This is a genomic window from Bradyrhizobium iriomotense (assembly GCF_018129405.1).
Lineage (GTDB): Bacteria > Pseudomonadota > Alphaproteobacteria > Rhizobiales > Xanthobacteraceae > Bradyrhizobium > Bradyrhizobium iriomotense_B.
The window spans coordinates 73,617-90,240 of the sequence record NZ_JAFCLP010000016.1 but is presented as its reverse complement, the minus strand read 5'-3'; the positions used below and the strand labels follow the sequence as shown (position 1 = coordinate 90,240).

The following is a 16,624-nucleotide window of genomic DNA, read 5'->3' as shown; positions in this document are numbered from 1 at the left end:
GTTCATGACTGAACTGTCAACGATGAAGGATGGCGTTGCGAACCAGGCCGAGGCCTCGGACCGCGTGCTGCAGATCCTCGCCGAGGCCGGGCGGCTGTTCGCCAGCAAGGGGTTCGAGGGCACCTCGATGCGCGACATCGCGCTCGCCTGCGGCATCTCCAAGTCGCTGCTCTATCATCACTTCTCCAACAAGGACGAGATCTACGCGCGTGTCGCGGTCGGCTCGACGCTCGAGCTCTATTTGTTCGTGCGCGACCGGATTCCCGACGGGCCGCCGTCGCAGAAGATCCGCGCTTTCATGGTCGCCACGGCGGAATATTTCCGGCGTTACCGCTGGGCCTGGATCGCTTCGACGACCGCGTTCTGGAACGATCCCGACCGTCACCGGCACAAGGAACGGCTGACGCGCCGCGACCGCTTCGAAAACTTCCTGCGCGGTCTGATCCAGGAAGCCATCGATGCCGGCGAAATCCGCAAGGTCGATGTTCCCATGACCGGCCGGCTGATCCTGTCCTCGCTCAATTGGATGCATCGCTGGTACAATCCGAACAAGTCCGCAACGCCCGAGCAGATCGCGGACATTTTCTTCGACATGATCTTCAATGGCCTGCGCAGCGGCCAGCTTGTCGAGCTCCCTGGGGCGGAGCCGCCCAAGGCCGGCCGGCGCAAGTCGCGTTGACCGGCGGACGGCAGCCGCGCCTCACTCCAAGACGATGTTCTGCGCCTTGATCACCGGCCCCCAGAGCGCCGCGTCCTTGGTCAATTGGGCGTCGAGCCGTTCCGGTGCGCCGGTATCCACCATCAGGCCGTCGGTCTCGAGCTGCTTTGCGATCTCCGGCTTCTGCATCGCGGCGTTGGCCGCCGCGTTCAGCCGCGCGACGACATCGCGCGGCGTGCCCGCGGGCGCGTGCAGCGCGGTCCAGAACGAGGCCGTGAGGTCGGGATAGCCGGATTCCGCCAGCGTCGGGATATCCGGGAGAGTCGCCATGCGCTTTTCCGATGAGACTGCGAGGATGCGGAGCTGGCCGCCGCGCGCATGCTCGATCACGGCCGCGGGCGTTGCGAAGTTGAGATCGCATTCTCCGGACAGCGTCTCCATGATGGAGGCCGGATTGTTGCGATAGGCAACCTCGGTGACGGCAAATCCCATCGTCTTGCCCATCATGATTCCGAACAAATGCGTGACGCTGCCCGGACCGAGCGTGGCGTAGAACAGCGGCTTGTCGCGGCCCTTGGCGTAGGTGACGAAGCTCTTGACGTCGGTGGCTGGCGTGCGCGCGTTCACGGTCAGTGACAGCGGCCCGTTGCAGAGCATGGCGACGGAGGCAAAGTCCTCGAGCTTGTAGGGCAGATTCTTTCGCAACAGCACGTTCAGCGAAATCGGCCCGGTGCCGCCGGCGAGCAGGACCGACCCGTCCTTCGGCGCGCGCGCGACGTATTGTGAACCGACGATGCCGTTGGCGCCCGGCTTGTTGTCGACCAGGACCGGCTGATCGAGGGTTTCTGCCATCGCTTTTGCGATCGAGCGCATCAGGCTGTCGATCGAGCCGCCCGGCGCATAGGGCACGATGATGAAGATCTGCGACGCACGCGCCCTGACGATTGCGGGTGCGCCAAGCGGCGCGGCGAGCGCGCCGGCGATCAGAGCTGTCGCCTGGCGTCGGCTGATCCTGGGCATGAAAATCCTCCTCAACGTTGTTCTTGGTTGCCGCGAAATCTATCGGCTGACCGATCGGTCGGTCAATAGGACGTCGACAGGATGTTGCAAGCGACCGCAGTTGGTGTTATCAGCGCAAAAAGCTGACCGATCGGTCAGGCCGCTAAGACGGCCGCGAGCAATACGAACAGAAGCCAAAGGAGGAAGCCCATGTCAGGAGATATCGTCACCCTCGAAGTGTCCGACAACATCGCGCTGGTGACGCTGAACCGGCCTCCGGTGAACGCGCTCGATCGCGCCATGCGCGACCGCATCGTGGCCGTGTTCGACGAGATCTCCGAGCGCCAGGACGTCAGGGTTGCGATCCTGACCGGCGCCGGAAAGGTGTTCTGCAGCGGCGCGGATCTGAAGGACCGGCCGGACCCGACCAAGATCGGCGCGTTTCACAGCCACAACCGCATCACGCGCGAGACCGGCAATTGCATCCGCGAATGCGCAAAGCCCGTCATCGCGGCGATCAACGGCGTCGCGCTGGGCGCCGGTGTCGGCCTGATGGCCTCCTGCGACATCTTCTACGCTTGCGAGGAAGCCGTGTTCGGCATGCCCGAGATCAACGTGGGTCTCGCCGGCGGTGCGGCCATGCTGAACACGCTGTTCGGCCGCTCCCTGATGCGCCGGATGTTTTTCACCGGCTATCGCGTCCCGGCCGCCGAGCTCTATCGTCTCGGCATCATCGAGGCCTGCACGACCAAGGAAAACCTTCTCCCCGAAGCGATGAAGCTCGCGCGTGAGATCGCCTCCAAGAGCCCGATCGCGATGGAGTACGCCAAGAACGCGGCGAACATGGTCGAGCTGATGCCGCCGCGCGATGCCTACCGCTTCGAGCAGAACATCACCATGGCACTCTCCAAGACGGAGGACGCCAAGGAAGCGCGCATGGCGTTCCTGGAGAAGCGCGCGCCGGTGTTCAAAGGGCGCTGAGATGCGGCCGGGAGAAGGTCTCGACGCGCTGATGTCGCCGCGCTCGATCGCGGTGATTGGCGCCTCGCAGGAGCCGACCAAGATTGGTGGCCGGCCGGTCGATCTGTTACGCCGGCACGGCTATGCCGGACGCATCTATCCGGTCAATCCCAGGGCCGCGACGGTGCAGGGGCTCAAGGCCTACGCCTCCGTCGCCGACCTGCCCGAGGCGCCGGATCTCGCGATCATCGCAGTCGATGCGGAGCGCGCGGGCGAGGCGGTGGAGCAGTGCGCCGCGCGCGGTGTCCGCAGCGTCGTCGTCTTCTCCTCGGGCTTTGCCGAGCTGGGCGAGCAGGGCCGCGCCATGCAGGAGCGGCTGCGCGTTGCTGCGCGGGGCAGCGGCATGCGCCTGCTGGGGCCGAACTGCCTCGGCGCGGTCAGCATTGCCGAGAAGAGCATCGCGACGTTCTCGATCGTGCTCGAGCACGGCATGCCGGCCGCTGGTTCGCTCGGCATCGTGTCGCAGAGCGGCAATCTCGGCAGCTACACCATGCGCCTCGCCAGCGAGCGCGGCGTCGGCGTCAGCCGCTTCATCACCACTGGCAACGAGTGCGACATCGATATCGCCGACGGCATCGCCTGGATGGCGCGCGATCCCGCCACCAAGGTGATCCTGTGCTGCCTCGAGGCATGCCGCGACGCCGGCCGCCTGATCGCCGCGCTGGATGAGGCGTGCGAAGCCGGCAAGCCCGTCATTGCCATGAAGATCGGCACGTCTGCGGCAGGCCAGGCGGCCGCGGCCTCGCACACCGGAGCCATGGCCGGATCCGATGCCGTGTTCGACGCGCTGTTTGCCCGTTGCGGGGCGGTACGTGTGCGCAGCATCGACGAGCTGATCGATCTCGGTCACGCCGCATCGATCCTGTTGCCGGACCGGTTGCCGAAGGGGCCGGGCATCGCAATTCTCACGGCGTCGGGCGGCTTCGGCGTGCTGCTCGCGGATGCCGCGCAATCGGTCGGGTTGACCCTGCCGGAACTCGGCGAGGAGACGCAGCGCCAGATCCTGGAGCTGGTGCCCTTTGCCTCGGCCCGCAATCCGGTCGACGCCACCGCGCAGATGTCGAGCCGTCCTGATCTCCTGGAGAAGATCATGACTGCCGTCGTCGCGGACGAGCGCGCCGATACGGTGATCCTGCCGCTGCCGTTCTCGCTGCACCTGCCGCGCTTGCGTTCCATCTACATGGACAGCTTACGCAACATGCGCGCACAATTTCCGCACCGTCCGATCGTCCTGTGCGTCGATGGCCCGGATGACGCGCTGGCCGAGCTGCACGCGCTGGGCTTTCCGACGATCGCCAGCTTCGACGGTTGCTGTGCGACCGTTGCCGCGCTGGTGCGGTTGCAGGCCGCGGCGCAGCGGCCGCAGGACAAGCCTGTGGCGGTCGCGCAAGCAACGCCGCTTGCTGCCGACGCCTTTCGCCACGAGCTTGGCGCCAAGCGCGCGCTTGCCGATGCCGGCGTTCCGGTGCTGGCCGAACGTCTCGTGCAGGATGCGGACGCCGCCGCGCGTGCCGCCACCGAGATCGGTTATCCCGTGGTGCTGAAGATCGCCTCGCCCGATCTGCCGCACAAGACGGAGGCGGGCGGCGTGGTCGTCGGCGTCGGTTCGGAAGCCGAGGTCCGGCGCGCCTATGCCCAGATGCGCGACCGCGTCGCCACCAAGGCCCCCCACGCTGCGATTGACGGCGTGATCGTGGCGCCGATGGCCAAGGGCGTCGCCGAACTGATCCTCGGCAGCCGCATCGACCCGGTGTTCGGTCCAGTGGTGATGGTCGGTCTCGGCGGCATTTTCGCGGAGATCCTCCAGGACACTGCCGTGCAGATGGCGCCGGTCAGCGAGATGCAGGCCATGGCGATGCTGAAATCGCTCAAGGCCTTCGCGGTGCTCGACGGTGCGCGCGGGCGGCCGCGCGCCGACCTCGACGCCGCGGCCCGGGCCGTCGCCGCGTTGTCGCGCTTTGCCGTCGTCAATGCCGACACGGTTGCGGAGATCGATGTCAACCCGCTGCTGCTCCGCGCCAGGGGCGAGGGCGCCGTAGCACTCGATGCACTGCTGATCCCTCACGGAGAGCGGCAGGTGCAAAGTCACTGAACTCAACGACAAGAGGCCACAAAAGCGGCCCCAGAGGAAACGCGAGCAAGCAGGAGGATGAGATGGTGAGATCGATGATTGCGGCGCTCGGCATGATGGCCTTGCTGTTCGCGCACGCGCCCCTGTCCGCACAGGGGATCTCGGGCGAAGTCGTCAAGATCGGCATCATGAACGACCAGAATGGCCCCTATGCCGACAATTGCGGTCTTGGTTCGGTCGCGGCCGCCAAGCTCGCGGTCGCCGATTTCGGCGGAACGGTTGGCGGCAAGAAGATCGAGCTCGTCATTGCCGACGACCAGAACAAGCCCGATGTCGGCGTCGCCATCGCCATGCGCTGGGTCGACAACGAGGGTGTCGATGCCATCGTCGGCTGCTCGGCCTCCTCGATCGCGCTGGCGGTGCAGGAGATGATGAAAAACCGCAAAAAGCCCTACATGCTGGCCGGCACGGCGGGCTCGTTCTTCACCAATGACAAATGCTCGCCGATGACCACGCAATGGGTGGTCGATACCTACGCGCAGCCGAAGGCGACGGTGAAAGCGCTGCTCGCACAGGGCGTCGACAGCTGGTTCTTCCTGACCGTCGACTACGCCTTCGGCAAGGCGTGGCAGACTGATGCGACCAACTTCATCAAGGCCGGCGGCGGCAAGGTGGTCGGCTCGGTGCTGCATCCGCTGAACGCGTCGGATCTCTCCTCGTTCCTGCTGACGGCGCAGGCCAGTGGCGCCAAGGCGATTGCGCTCGCCAATTCGGGCTCGGATTTCGCCAATGCGATCAAGCAGGCGCAGGAGTTCGGGCTGACCAAGTCGCAGCTGCTCATTCCGCTCGGCCTCATGATCAGCCAGACGCACGGGATCGGCCTCAAGGACCTCCAGAACGTGCGGCTGACGACGCCCTTCTACTGGGACATGACGCCGGAGAGCCGCGCCTTCGCCAAGCGCTATGCCGAGGCGACGGGCGGTCAGCTGCTCAACGAGGGCAAGTCGGCCACCTACAGTGCCATCACGCATTACCTGAAGGCGGTCGCCGCCGCCGGTTCCGACGATGGCGATGCCGTGATGCGGCAGATGAAGACCACGCCGGTCAACGATTTCGAGATGAAGAACGTCAGCATCCGGGCCGACGGCCAGGTGATGCGTCCGCTCTACGTCGCCCGGATCAAGACGCCGGCCGAGTCCAAGTACACCTACGATTATTACGAGATCACCGGCACGATCGCGCCCGAGGATGCGTGGCGGCCGGCGTCGGAAAGTGCCTGCGACCTTCTCAAAGTCGCAGTGAAGAACGAATAGCCGGCAGGACTTGACGGGACGTATGGCGAAAAGCGGGAAGCAGGCGATGAGTGTACTTGAAGCGGTATCGACGCAATCCATCGCGGGCGAGAGCCTGACGGGCGAAGCCTATCGCGATGCGATGCATCGCTGGCTGCATGCCAATCTGCCCGCCAGCTTCCGCAGCGACAGCGCCGCGTTCGCGCCGCCCACACTGCCGCAGTCCGTCGCCTGGGAGGCGGCGATGTACCGCGCCGGCCTCACCGGCATCACCTGGCCGCGGGCCTATGGCGGGCACGGCCGCTCCTTGCGCGAACATCTCGTCGCCAATCAGGAGATCGGGCGGCTTGCGATGCCGGAGAGCGTCAACTCGATCGGCAAGGAGCTCGCCGGCCCGATCATCCTGGCCGTCGGTACCGAGGAGCAGAAGCGGCGTTTCCTGCCGGCGATTCTCGAGATGCGCAACATCTGGTGCCAGGGATTTTCCGAGCCCGAGGCCGGCTCCGATCTCGCGGGTCTGCGCACGCGTGCCACGCGGGACGGCGATGGCTGGCGCATCAACGGCCAGAAGATCTGGACCAGCGGCGCATATCGCGCGCAACGCTGCCTGGTGCTCGCGCGCACCGGACCGCTGGAGGATCGCCATCGCGGACTTGCCATGTTCGCGGTGCCGCTCGATGCCAAGGGCGTGCGCGTGCGCACCATCAAGTCGATCGACGGTCGCGAAAGTTTTTGCGAGGTCTTCTTCGACGAGGTCGAAATTGCCCAGGCTGACGCGATCGGCGCGCCCGACGAGGGTTGGGCCGCGGCCATCCGCGTGCTGGAGATCGAGCGGGCGACCAACCGCATGTATCGCGCCTGGCGCTTCGAGAATGAGCTGCGTCATCTGATTTCGGCCTGCAAGGCTGACATTGCGCTGTCGGCGATGGTTGAGGACCGGCACTACGCGGTCAGGCTCGGCGAGGTCGCCGTCGAGATCGAGGTGTTGAAGGCGCATGTCGAGACCGCCGTCGAGGCGCTCGCGAGCGGCGACAAGATCGGCGCGCGCGGCAGCCTGGCAAAACTCTATTGGAGCGAATCGCATCAGCGCTTTGCCGCGCTCGCGATCGAACTGCTGTCGCAGGCCTCGCTGCCGCAGAACCCGGCGATCAAGGTGGCGCGGCGACGGTTCGAGGCGATCTATCTCGCGGCCCGCGCTGAGACGATCTATGCCGGCACGACCGAGATCCAGCTCGGCATCATCGCCGACCGCATCCTCCAGCTGTCGCGAGGCAAATAATGGCCACGCAGGGCAAGGTCGCGGGCCTGCTGCACGATCGTCTCGTCGTGGTGACGGGGGCGGGCCAGGGGATCGGACGCGCCATAGCGCTCGGCGTCGCCGCTGCCGGGGCGAGGGTGGTCCTGATCGATCTGCGGCAGGACCGGGCAGAGTCCGCCGCTCGCGAGTTACGGGACGGAGGCAAAGAGGCGGTCGCCTATTCCCTTGATGTCACGGATGCTCAAGCGTGTCGTGACGTGGCGAAGCGCGTGGACGAGGAGATCGGCCCTGCCGATGTCGTCGTCAACAATGCCGGTATCATCATTCGTGAGCCGATCGACAGCCCGCGCGCCCACGAGAACTGGCGCCAGGTCTTCGACGTCAACGTCAACGGCACCTTCAACGTGGTTCACGCCTTCATCCCCGCGCTGCGCAAGACGCGAGGGACCATCATCAACGTCGCCTCTGTCGCGGCCTTTGGCGGCATGAATGGTGCGCTCGGCTATTCGCCATCCAAGGGCGCGGTGAGGCTGTTCACGCAGGCGCTTGCCCGCGACCTCGCGCCCGATGGCATCCGCGTCAACGCCGTCGCGCCCGGCATCATCGCGACCGAGATGAGCGAGAGCACGCGCGACAATCCGGCGAGGCTGTCCGGGCTGATGGCGCGCACCCCGATGAAGCGTGTGGGACAGCCCGACGAGATCGCAGGGCCGGTGATCTTTCTGGCATCGGCGATGGCCTCCTATGTCAACGGCGTCATCCTGCCGGTCGACGGCGGTTATCTCGCCTAGTGAACGATTGGTGTCGCAAGGTATTCGAAGAGGACAATGATGAGCATGGCCGAAGGACTTCAGCCCGACGAGTTCGCGGCAACCGCGGCACGCGCAGTGACCGCCTGTGCCGGTCTGGGCGTACGCGAGCAGGCGCAAAATCTCGCCGGCGATGGTCTGCTCGGAATCATCGCGGACGAAGAGGTGGGCGGACTGGCCCTGCCGCTCGGTTTCGCGGTGCCGGTGATCGCGGCCGCTCACTCCGGTTTGCTCGGCTTTCCCCTGCTGGAGACCATTCTCGTCGGCCGGCTGCTCCAATCATCGCTGACGCGTCTTGCCGCCGCGATCGTTTCCGGCGAGAAACTGGCAACGATCGCCTGGCAGGGTGAGGCTATTTCCGAACGGGACGGCGGATTGTTGCTGCTGAACGGTTCGCTCGCGCGCGCGCCTGGCGCGGCGTCGGTCGACCACATCCTGGTGCGGATGAGCGGCGGCGCCGCGGCGCTGATCCCGGCCGATGCCAAAGGCGTTGTGGTGGAGGACGCGGCCGGCCTCGATCTGACGGTGCCGGAGCACGTGGTGCGGCTGGAGAAGGTCGAGGTTCCCATCGGCTCCATCCTGCCGGCCGGCACCTGGGATCTGCTCAGCTCGGATGCCAATGTGCTTCGTGCCGCGGCCATCCTGGGATCGGCCGAAGCGTGTCTGGCGCTCGCGCAGGAGCATGCGTCGACACGCCGCCAGTTCGGTCACGCTCTGTCCTACAACCAGGCCATCCGCCATGCGCTGGCGCGCCAGAAGCTCGGTCTCGAGAGCATCCGTCACGCGATCACGCGCAGCCTGTCCAGGGATGGCGGTCCGGTGCAGCGCGATGCCGCGTTCCTGGCAGCAGTGACCTATGGCAGTTCGATCAGCGAGGGCGCGCTCCAAATTCATGGCGGCATGGGTTTCACCTGGGACGTGCCGGTGCATCGCCATCTGCGCCGCATTCGCACGCTCCAGGCACAGGGTGATGCCAGCGGCCTGATCAGCACGTTCGGCCGCCGTTACGTATCGGAAGTTGCTCCGTTTGCCGAGGCAGGAGCGTGAGGGAGACAGCCATGACCGAAACCAGGGATCACACGCTTGCCGGCCGCGTCGCACTCGTCACCGGCGCCGGAAACGGCATCGGTCGCGCAACTGCGTTGAAGCTCGCCGCGCGCGGCGCGATTGTCGGCGTCAATGACTTGAAGCCGGAATTCGTCGATAGCACCGTGGAAGCGATCAAGGCAGCGGGCGGCAACGCGATCGCCGTCACGCAGGACGTTTCCAGCCGCGACGGCATGCGGCAGGCGGTTCTCGGATTGGCGGAGAGTCAAAGGCGCCTCGACATCCTCGTCAACAATGCGGCGTGGGTGCGCTATCAATCCGTTCCGGACATCGCTCCGGAAACCGTCGATCGCATGCTCAACATCGGATTCAAGGCGATCATCTGGGGAATCCAGGCAGCCGCGGAGGTCATGGATGCTGAGCGCGGCGGCGCCATCGTCAACGTGGCCTCGGTCGCCGGCCTGATCTCGGCCAAGAACAGCATCGTCTACAGCGGCATCAAGGCCGGCGTCATGGGCATCACGCGGGCCGCCGCTGCCGAACTCGGTGCGCGCAACATCCGCGTCAATGCGGTGGCGCCCTCCGCTATTCCGACCGAAGGAACCATGCGCAACCGCAATGCCGAGCTCGACGCGCGCCGGGTCGCACGAACACCGCTGGGACGGCTCGGCACGGTCGACGACATCGCCAAGGCGATCTGCTTCCTCGCCGGCGACGAGGCCGGCTTCATCTCGGCGCAGGTGCTCACCGTCGATGGCGGCATCACCCTGACTAACATTGCCTGACGGGACAAGCGCGATGTCCGACCTGACGCCGGAACAGCAGGTGCTGAAAGAGGCCTACATCAAGGCGCGCGGCTATTGGCGGCCCTGGACCGAGGGACTGCTGCGGCTCGATCCTGCGTTTCTCGAGACTTACGGCAAATATGCCGGCTATGCCGCGGAGAACGGACCGCTGTCGCCGAAGATGTGCGAGCTGATCTACGTCGCGCTCGACGGATCGTCGACGCATCTGTTCCGCTCAGGCCTCGCGCTGCATCTGCGCCTTGCGCTTCAGGCGGGAGCCACAGCGCGGGAGATCATCGACGTGTTTCGTCTGGCGACGGCTCAGGGGCTGGACGGCTGCAACGTCGGCATCGGCATCCTCGCGGAAGAATTGGCGAGCGCCGGAATCCAGCCGGATCGTTCCGAGCTCACGAAGGAGCAGCAGGCGTTGCACGATGTCTACGTCGCGCAATTCGGGGACTGGCCGGAATTCTGCGAGCAGTGGCTGCGGAGCGATCCCGGCTATTTCGCCGTCCTGCTGGATCTCCTCGCGGACCGGTCCGCAGGCGACGGTCTCGACCGGCGCTCGCAATGTCTGATCTCGATCGCATTGAACGCCTGCTTCACCGCGCTCGATCCGCATGGGCTGCGTGTGCAGATCAGGCGGGCGCTGCGCCTCGGCATCGACCAGCGGGAGATCCGCCAGGTTCTCCAGATGACGGCGCATCTCGGCGTCCATGCCTGCGCCATCGGCGTGCCGGTTCTGATGGAGGCCCTCGAGGAGCGTGCCCCAAAGGCCGGTGCAGGCGAGGGCGGCAAAGCATCGGGTGAGGGAGGGCGGACATGAAGGGACTGGCGATCCGCAATCACCGGGCCTTCGCGTCCGGCGCCCTGTTTCTCGCCTTTGCAATCTTCTTCTTCGTGACGGCGCTGCAGTACCCCGCAGGCACGGCCGCGAAGATGGGGCCGGGCTATTTCCCGCGCCTGCTCGCGATCGTGCTCGCCGCCATCGGTCTCGTCGTGATCCTCGGCGCGATGAAGCCGGCTGCGGGCCGGGAGGCGCTGCGCGCATGGGACCTCAATGGCCTCGCCTGGATCACCGGATCCGTGATCCTGTTCGGTGCCCTGCTGTTCCCCCTTGGCCTGGTCGGCGCGCTGTTCGTTCTGATCATGGTGTCGAGCAGGGCCAGTCACGAATTCACCTGGATCGGCGCGCTGACGAACGCGGCGGTGCTCATCGTGCTGTGCCTTGCCGTCTTCGTTTATGGTCTCGGGCTGCCATTGCCCGTCTGGCCGTCCCTTCTCAACTGAGCGAGCCGGGCGATGGATCTCTTCCACAATCTGGCGATCGGCTTTGCCACGGCGGCCCAGCCCGCCAATCTGCTCTACGCCTTCTTCGGCTGCCTGCTCGGCACCCTGATCGGTGTGCTTCCCGGGCTCGGTCCGCTTGCGACCATCGCGATGCTGCTGCCGATCACCTATGCGCTGCAGCCGGACGCCGCGCTGATCATGCTCGCCGGCATCTATTACGGCGCCCAGTATGGCGGCTCGACCACGGCCATCGTGGTCAATCTGCCCGGCGAGTCCTCGTCCGTCGTGACCACGATCGACGGCTACCAGATGGCCAAGCAGGGCCGCGCTGGCGTCGCGCTCTCGACCGCCGCCATCGGCTCCTTCTTCGCCGGATGCGTGGCGACGCTCGCTCTTGCAGCCCTCGCAGGTCCGCTGACCGCGACTGCGCTGTTGTTCGGTCCCAAGGAATTCTTCGCGCTGATGATCCTGGGCCTGATCCTTGCCTCGGTGCTGTCGAGCGGTCCGTTCATCGAGGGCATCGGCATGGTCGTGCTCGGCATGCTCTTGAGCCTCGTCGGCACTGACCTCAACAGCGGCAGCCAGCGCTTTGCCTTCGGCATTCCCCAGCTGTTCGACGGTCTCGATTTCGTGCCGCTGGCGATGGGCATCTTCGGCTTCGCCGAGATCGTCAAGAACCTCGAGCAGGACGATAAGCTGTCGCTGGTGACGCAGAAGATCACCAACCTGTTTCCGACCCGCGACGACTTCCGTCGCATGGTGCCGGCGATGCTGCGTGGCACGACGCTCGGCACGCTGCTGGGAGTCCTGCCCGGCGGCGGTGCGGTGCTCTCGTCTTTTGCGTCCTATACGCTGGAGAAGAAGCTGTCCCGGCATCCCGAGCAGTTCGGCAAGGGTGCCATCGAGGGCGTTGCGGGCCCGGAGTCCGCGAACAATGCCGGCGCCCAGACCTCGTTCATTCCATTGCTGACCCTCGGTGTTCCCTCCAACGTCGTGATGGCCCTGATGGTCGGCGCCATGAACATCCACAACATCCACCCGGGCCCGGAGGTGATGACGAAGAACCCGACGCTGTTCTGGGGCCTGATCGCCTCGATGTGGGTCGGCAATCTCATGCTGCTGATCCTCAACCTTCCGCTCGTCGGCCTCTGGGTGAAGCTGCTCACCATCCCCTATCGCTATCTCTTCCCCGCGATCATGGTGTTCTGCTCGATCGGCGTCTATTCCATCAACAGCGGAACGTTCGAGGTCTATGAGGCGGCTGTGTTCTGCGTGTTCGGCTACATTCTCATCAAGCTGCAATTGCCGGCGGCGCCGCTGCTGCTGGGCCTGGTCCTGGGCCCGGCCATCGAGGAGAACTTCCGCCGCGCCATGGTGCTGTCGCGGGGCGATGCCACCGTGCTGCTGACGTCGCCGATCTCGGCAAGCCTGCTGGCCGCGGCCGCCATTGCGATCATCCTGATCATGCTGCCGACGATCCGCGCGCGGCGCGAGGAAGCGCTCCAGGAATGACGCCGGGGAGGAAGGTCATCTGATCAACCGCCCGCGCGCGGCTATTGCCGCGCAGCGATCGCGGTCATCTCGAGCTTCACGCCTGGACCGAGATCGGCCACGCCGATTGCGGCCCGTGCCGGCAGATGCGCTTCCGCGAAGTGCGCCTTCCAGGCCGCATTGAACTGCGCCTTCTCCTTCAGGTCGGTCATGTAGATGGTCACCTGAAGGACGTTGGCCAGGTCTGATCCGAGCGTCTTCAGCAGGCGCGCCAGCTGCCCGAGGACGTCGCTGGCCTGGCCCGACATGTCGAGGCTGGTGTCCTCGGGGACGATTCCGCCGATGTAGAGCACACCGTTGTGCTCGACCACTTCGTGGAGGAGTCCTTCATAGGGCAAGACGCGCTGGATCATGATGAGGCCGATGTTTGCTTGAGGGGACGGGCGGCATATCGCACATTTCCATGTCGGTGTCGCTGCGGGAGATTTCGCGTGCTTGCAAATGGTTCGACCGGGGCACTCCGATGACGATCCGATAAGGCTTTGAAAATAAAAGAATAAATTGGCGGCGGAATCGTCGTCGATCGCCCGCTGAACCTTCACCAAGATGTAGTTGCGCACGAGAGCCCAGCATTTCCGCCGACCCTGAGCCCGACGACATCGGGGGGTGGATCGGTATACTGCCACCGGAATTGACTCGGGCAGCTGAACCGCGCCATGCCCCGGAACAAGGATCTCGCGATGGACGATACGATTGGCTTCCCCGACCCTGGCCTCGACCTCTCGGACGGCTTCAAGCCGCACACCTCCCATTGGGGTGTATTCTCGGCGCGCAACGGCGCGGCCGGGCTCGAGGTCCGGGCCTATGCGGGCGATCCCGATCCGAACGGCATCATCGATAATTTCCCCGGTGCGCTCCGTCACCAGGCGCGCATTGCGCAGCCGGCGATCCGCCGCGGCTGGCTCGAGCGCGGGCCCGGCCCGGACGACCGCCGCGGCCGCGACGAATTCGTGTCGGTGAGCTGGGAGAAGGCGCTCGACCTTCTCGGCGGCGAACTCTGCCGCATCCGCGACACGCGCGGACCCGGCGCCGTGTTCGGCGGCTCCTATGGCTGGTCGAGCGCGGGCCGCTTCCATCATGCCCAGAGCCAGGTACATCGCTTCCTCAACATCGCGATGGGCGGCTATGTGCGTTCGGTGAACACGTACTCCTCCGGCGCGTCCTCGGTGCTGCTGCCGCAGATCCTGGCGGGCTACGAGGACATCACCAAGCGTAACGTCACCTGGGAGCAGATTGCGACCGAGACCGATGTCGTGCTGGCATTCGGCGGCATGGCGCTGAAGAATTCGATGGTGGCCGGCGGCTCGATCAGCAAGCATGTCGAGCGCGGCGCCATGGCGGCGGCGCGCCGGCGCGGCTGCGAATTCATTCTGGTCAGCCCGCTGCGCGACGATCTGCCGGTCGAGTCCGGTGCCGAATGGATGAACTGCGTGCCCGGCACCGACACAGCGCTGATGCTCGGCATCGTCCACACGCTGGTCGCGGAAGGGCTGCACGACCAGGCCTTCCTCGATCGCTACACCGAGGGCTGGCCCGTCTTTCTGCGCTATCTCACCGGCGAGAGCGATGGTCAGACAAAGCATGCCGAATGGGCCGCCGCGATTTGCGGCGTCGAGGCGGACACCATCCGCAAGCTTGCGCGCCGCGCCGCCGGGAAGCGCGCGCTGATCACCGTCTCGCACTCGCTCCAGCGCGCCGAACATGGCGAGCAGCCGTTGTGGATGGGCATGGTGCTGGCGGCAGCCCTCGGCCAGATCGGCCTTCCCGGCGGCGGCTACGCTTATTCGCTCGGTGCGATCGGTTATTACGGCCGCCGCGTCAACGACGTGCCGGGGCCGACGCTGGGGCAGGGCCGCAACGGTGTCGCCGATTTCATTCCGGTGGCGCGCATCGCCGACATGCTGCTCAATCCTGGAACCACCTATCGCTACAATGGCGAGACGCGCACCTATCCGGACATCCGCCTCGTCTACTGGGCCGGCGGCAATCCCTTCCACCACCACCAGGACATCAACCGCCTGCGCAAGGCGTTTGCGAAAGCAGACACCTTCGTCGTGCACGAGCTTGCCTGGACCGCGACGGCGCGGCATGCCGACATCGTGCTGCCGTCGACCATGACGCTGGAGCGCGAGGACATCGGCTATTCCACCAACGATCCTCTCATGGTCGCGATGCACCAGATCGCCGAGCCGTTCGGCCTTGCGCGGGACGACTATGAGATCTTTGCCGATCTCGCTGAACATTTAGGGGCCCGCGAACCCTTCACCGAGGGGCGCACGTCGCGTCAGTGGCTGGAATATCTCTATGAGCCGACCCGCGCCTCGCTTGCCAAGCGTGGCCTGGAGGCGCCTGACTTCGACGAATTCTGGCGCCGCGGCAGCCTGGTCGTGCCGCAGCAGCCCGACGACGGCGGCCGGCTGCGCCGTTTCCGCGAAGATCCGGTCAATCATGCACTGCCGACGCCGAGCGGCCGCATCGAGATTTATTCGGCGAAGATCGCGGCGCATGGCGATGCCGATTGTCCCGGCCATCCGGTCTGGCTGGAGAAGACCGACATGCCCAAGCCCGGCGCGCCGTGCTTCCTCGTCGCCAACCAGCCGGTGACGCGCCTGCACAGTCAGCTCGATTTCGGCGGGCATTCGCTTGGAGCAAAGCATCGCGGCCGCGAGGTCGCGCGCATGAACCCGCGCGATGCCGACGCGCGCGGCATCAAGGACGGCGACATCATCCGCCTGTTCAACGACCGCGGCGCGTGCCTTGCCGCAGTCCACGTCACCGACGGCATCGCGGCCGGCGTCGTGCAGCTTCCGACCGGCGCCTGGTACGACCCGATGGATCCCGAGGACGACGCCCCGCTCTGCGTCCACGGCAATCCCAACGTGCTCACCCGTGACATCGGTACCTCGTCCTTCGCGCAGGGCTGCACCGGGCAGTTGACGACGGTCGAGGTCGAGAAGTTCACCGGCAATTTGCCGCCGATCCGGGCGTTCGATCCGGTGTAGGAGGCGCAGGGCGTAGCCCGGATGGAGCGCAGCGAAATCCGGGACCGCTTTTGCTTGTGGCAAGATCCCGGATTACGCTTCGCTCCATCCGGGCTACGCGTTCTCGCTAATCGGGCAGAGTCCCCCGCGTGCGAATTTGAAATCGTCGCATGCATGTCGAAAGAACCACCCGCACGGCGCTGCTAAGGGTTCGTCTCCTCACCGACGGATCAACGAACATGACCAAAGCAGACCTTCAAAGCCCGACCGATCTCGGCGCCAACGCGAACCGCGATATTCCCGCCGCGCTGCGCGCTTTGCTCGCCGACGTCTTCGCGCTCTATCTGAAGACCAAGAACTTTCACTGGCACATGTCGGGCAGCCATTTTCGCGACTATCATCTGCTGCTGGACGAGCAGGCCGACCAGATCTTTGCGATGACCGACGAGATCGCAGAACGCGCCCGCAAGATCGGTGGCACGACGCTGCGCTCGATCGGCCAGATCGCGCGCGAGCAGCGCATCCTCGACAACGATGCGGACTATGTCGATCCCCTGGACATGCTGGCGGAGTTGCGCAGCGACAACCAGCAGCTCACGCGCGAGATGCGTCGCGTGCACGAACTCTGCGACGAATATGGCGATGTCGCAACCGCAAGCCTGATCGAGAACTGGATCGACGAGGCCGAACGACGGGTCTGGTTCCTGTACGAGTCGGGCCGCAGCGGCGCACATGGGTGATTCCCGACGCCAGGAAAAAGGGGCCGTCCTGTGTGGGAGCAGGGACGGCCCCAATTGGCTCACAGACCCGGGAGGAAGAGGGTGCGAGCCGGCGCAAGTGGCAGGACGCTTGCGCCAAAGACG

The 16,624-nt window shown here is 65.7% G+C and carries 15 protein-coding genes; 13 read left to right on the top strand and 2 right to left on the bottom strand.

Translation table 11 applies throughout. The features are described from left to right. Positions 1 to 4 precede the first annotated feature (4 nt). A complete protein-coding gene (locus JQ592_RS27400; protein WP_246820701.1) occupies positions 5 to 679 on the top strand; it encodes a TetR/AcrR family transcriptional regulator in 675 nt (224 codons plus the stop codon). Between the two features lie 21 nt (positions 680 to 700). On the opposite strand, the gene JQ592_RS27395 is transcribed toward JQ592_RS27400, so the two are convergent. Continuing rightward, complete coding sequence (locus JQ592_RS27395) at positions 701 to 1,678, bottom strand: tripartite tricarboxylate transporter substrate binding protein (RefSeq protein WP_211405886.1); 978 nt, start codon at positions 1,676 to 1,678, stop codon at positions 701 to 703. A gap of 189 nt (positions 1,679 to 1,867) precedes the next feature. Between JQ592_RS27395 and JQ592_RS27390 the strand changes: the two genes are divergently transcribed. The 10 genes from JQ592_RS27390 (at position 1,868) to JQ592_RS27345 (ending at position 12,741) form a co-directional block, all read left to right on the top strand. Next, on the top strand, positions 1,868 to 2,638 hold the full coding sequence (locus tag JQ592_RS27390) for an enoyl-CoA hydratase/isomerase family protein (protein ID WP_211405885.1): 771 nt from the start codon (positions 1,868 to 1,870) through the stop codon (positions 2,636 to 2,638). Between the two features lies 1 nt (position 2,639). After that, positions 2,640 to 4,769, top strand: coding sequence for an acetate--CoA ligase family protein (locus JQ592_RS27385; protein ID WP_211405884.1), 2,130 nt, complete (start codon positions 2,640 to 2,642; stop codon positions 4,767 to 4,769). A gap of 62 nt (positions 4,770 to 4,831) precedes the next feature. After that, positions 4,832 to 6,061, top strand: a complete 1,230-nt coding sequence (locus tag JQ592_RS27380) for an ABC transporter substrate-binding protein (RefSeq protein ID WP_211405883.1) — start codon at positions 4,832 to 4,834, stop codon at positions 6,059 to 6,061. A gap of 46 nt (positions 6,062 to 6,107) precedes the next feature. Then, a complete protein-coding gene (locus JQ592_RS27375; RefSeq protein ID WP_211405882.1) occupies positions 6,108 to 7,319 on the top strand; it encodes an acyl-CoA dehydrogenase in 1,212 nt (403 codons plus the stop codon). Continuing rightward, the gene (locus tag JQ592_RS27370) at positions 7,319 to 8,089 is read left to right on the top strand and encodes an SDR family NAD(P)-dependent oxidoreductase (protein ID WP_211405881.1); all 771 of its coding nucleotides are present in this window, start codon (positions 7,319 to 7,321) and stop codon (positions 8,087 to 8,089) included. The genes JQ592_RS27375 and JQ592_RS27370 overlap by 1 nt, the downstream gene beginning before the upstream one ends. 39 nt (positions 8,090 to 8,128) lie before the next feature. Next, a complete protein-coding gene (locus JQ592_RS27365) occupies positions 8,129 to 9,154 on the top strand; it encodes an acyl-CoA dehydrogenase family protein (protein WP_246820700.1) in 1,026 nt (341 codons plus the stop codon). A gap of 11 nt (positions 9,155 to 9,165) precedes the next feature. Further along, complete coding sequence (locus JQ592_RS27360) at positions 9,166 to 9,939, top strand: SDR family NAD(P)-dependent oxidoreductase (RefSeq protein WP_211405879.1); 774 nt, start codon at positions 9,166 to 9,168, stop codon at positions 9,937 to 9,939. A 13-nt stretch (positions 9,940 to 9,952) separates the two neighbouring features. Then, positions 9,953 to 10,765: a carboxymuconolactone decarboxylase family protein gene (locus JQ592_RS27355; protein ID WP_211405878.1), complete on the top strand. Its 813-nt coding sequence runs from the start codon at positions 9,953 to 9,955 to the stop codon at positions 10,763 to 10,765. Then, entirely contained in the window at positions 10,762 to 11,229 is a 468-nt protein-coding gene (locus JQ592_RS27350; RefSeq protein ID WP_211405877.1) for a tripartite tricarboxylate transporter TctB family protein, read from the top strand. The genes JQ592_RS27355 and JQ592_RS27350 overlap by 4 nt, the downstream gene beginning before the upstream one ends. Before the next feature lie 12 nt (positions 11,230 to 11,241). After that, a complete protein-coding gene (locus JQ592_RS27345) occupies positions 11,242 to 12,741 on the top strand; it encodes a tripartite tricarboxylate transporter permease (RefSeq protein WP_211405876.1) in 1,500 nt (499 codons plus the stop codon). Positions 12,742 to 12,782: 41 nt separating this feature from the next. On the opposite strand, the gene JQ592_RS38770 is transcribed toward JQ592_RS27345, so the two are convergent. Beyond that, positions 12,783 to 13,340, bottom strand: coding sequence for a RidA family protein (locus JQ592_RS38770; protein ID WP_349630500.1), 558 nt, complete (start codon positions 13,338 to 13,340; stop codon positions 12,783 to 12,785). A 120-nt stretch (positions 13,341 to 13,460) separates the two neighbouring features. Here JQ592_RS38770 and JQ592_RS27335 point away from each other — a divergent pair, with 120 nt between their 5' ends. Next, positions 13,461 to 15,782 carry a molybdopterin guanine dinucleotide-containing S/N-oxide reductase gene (locus JQ592_RS27335; protein WP_211405875.1) on the top strand — a complete coding sequence of 774 codons (2,322 nt, stop codon included), beginning with the start codon at positions 13,461 to 13,463 and terminating at the stop codon, positions 15,780 to 15,782. Between the two features lie 218 nt (positions 15,783 to 16,000). After that, a complete protein-coding gene (locus JQ592_RS27330; RefSeq protein WP_211405874.1) occupies positions 16,001 to 16,501 on the top strand; it encodes a Dps family protein in 501 nt (166 codons plus the stop codon). The last annotated feature ends 123 nt before the right edge of the window (positions 16,502 to 16,624 follow it).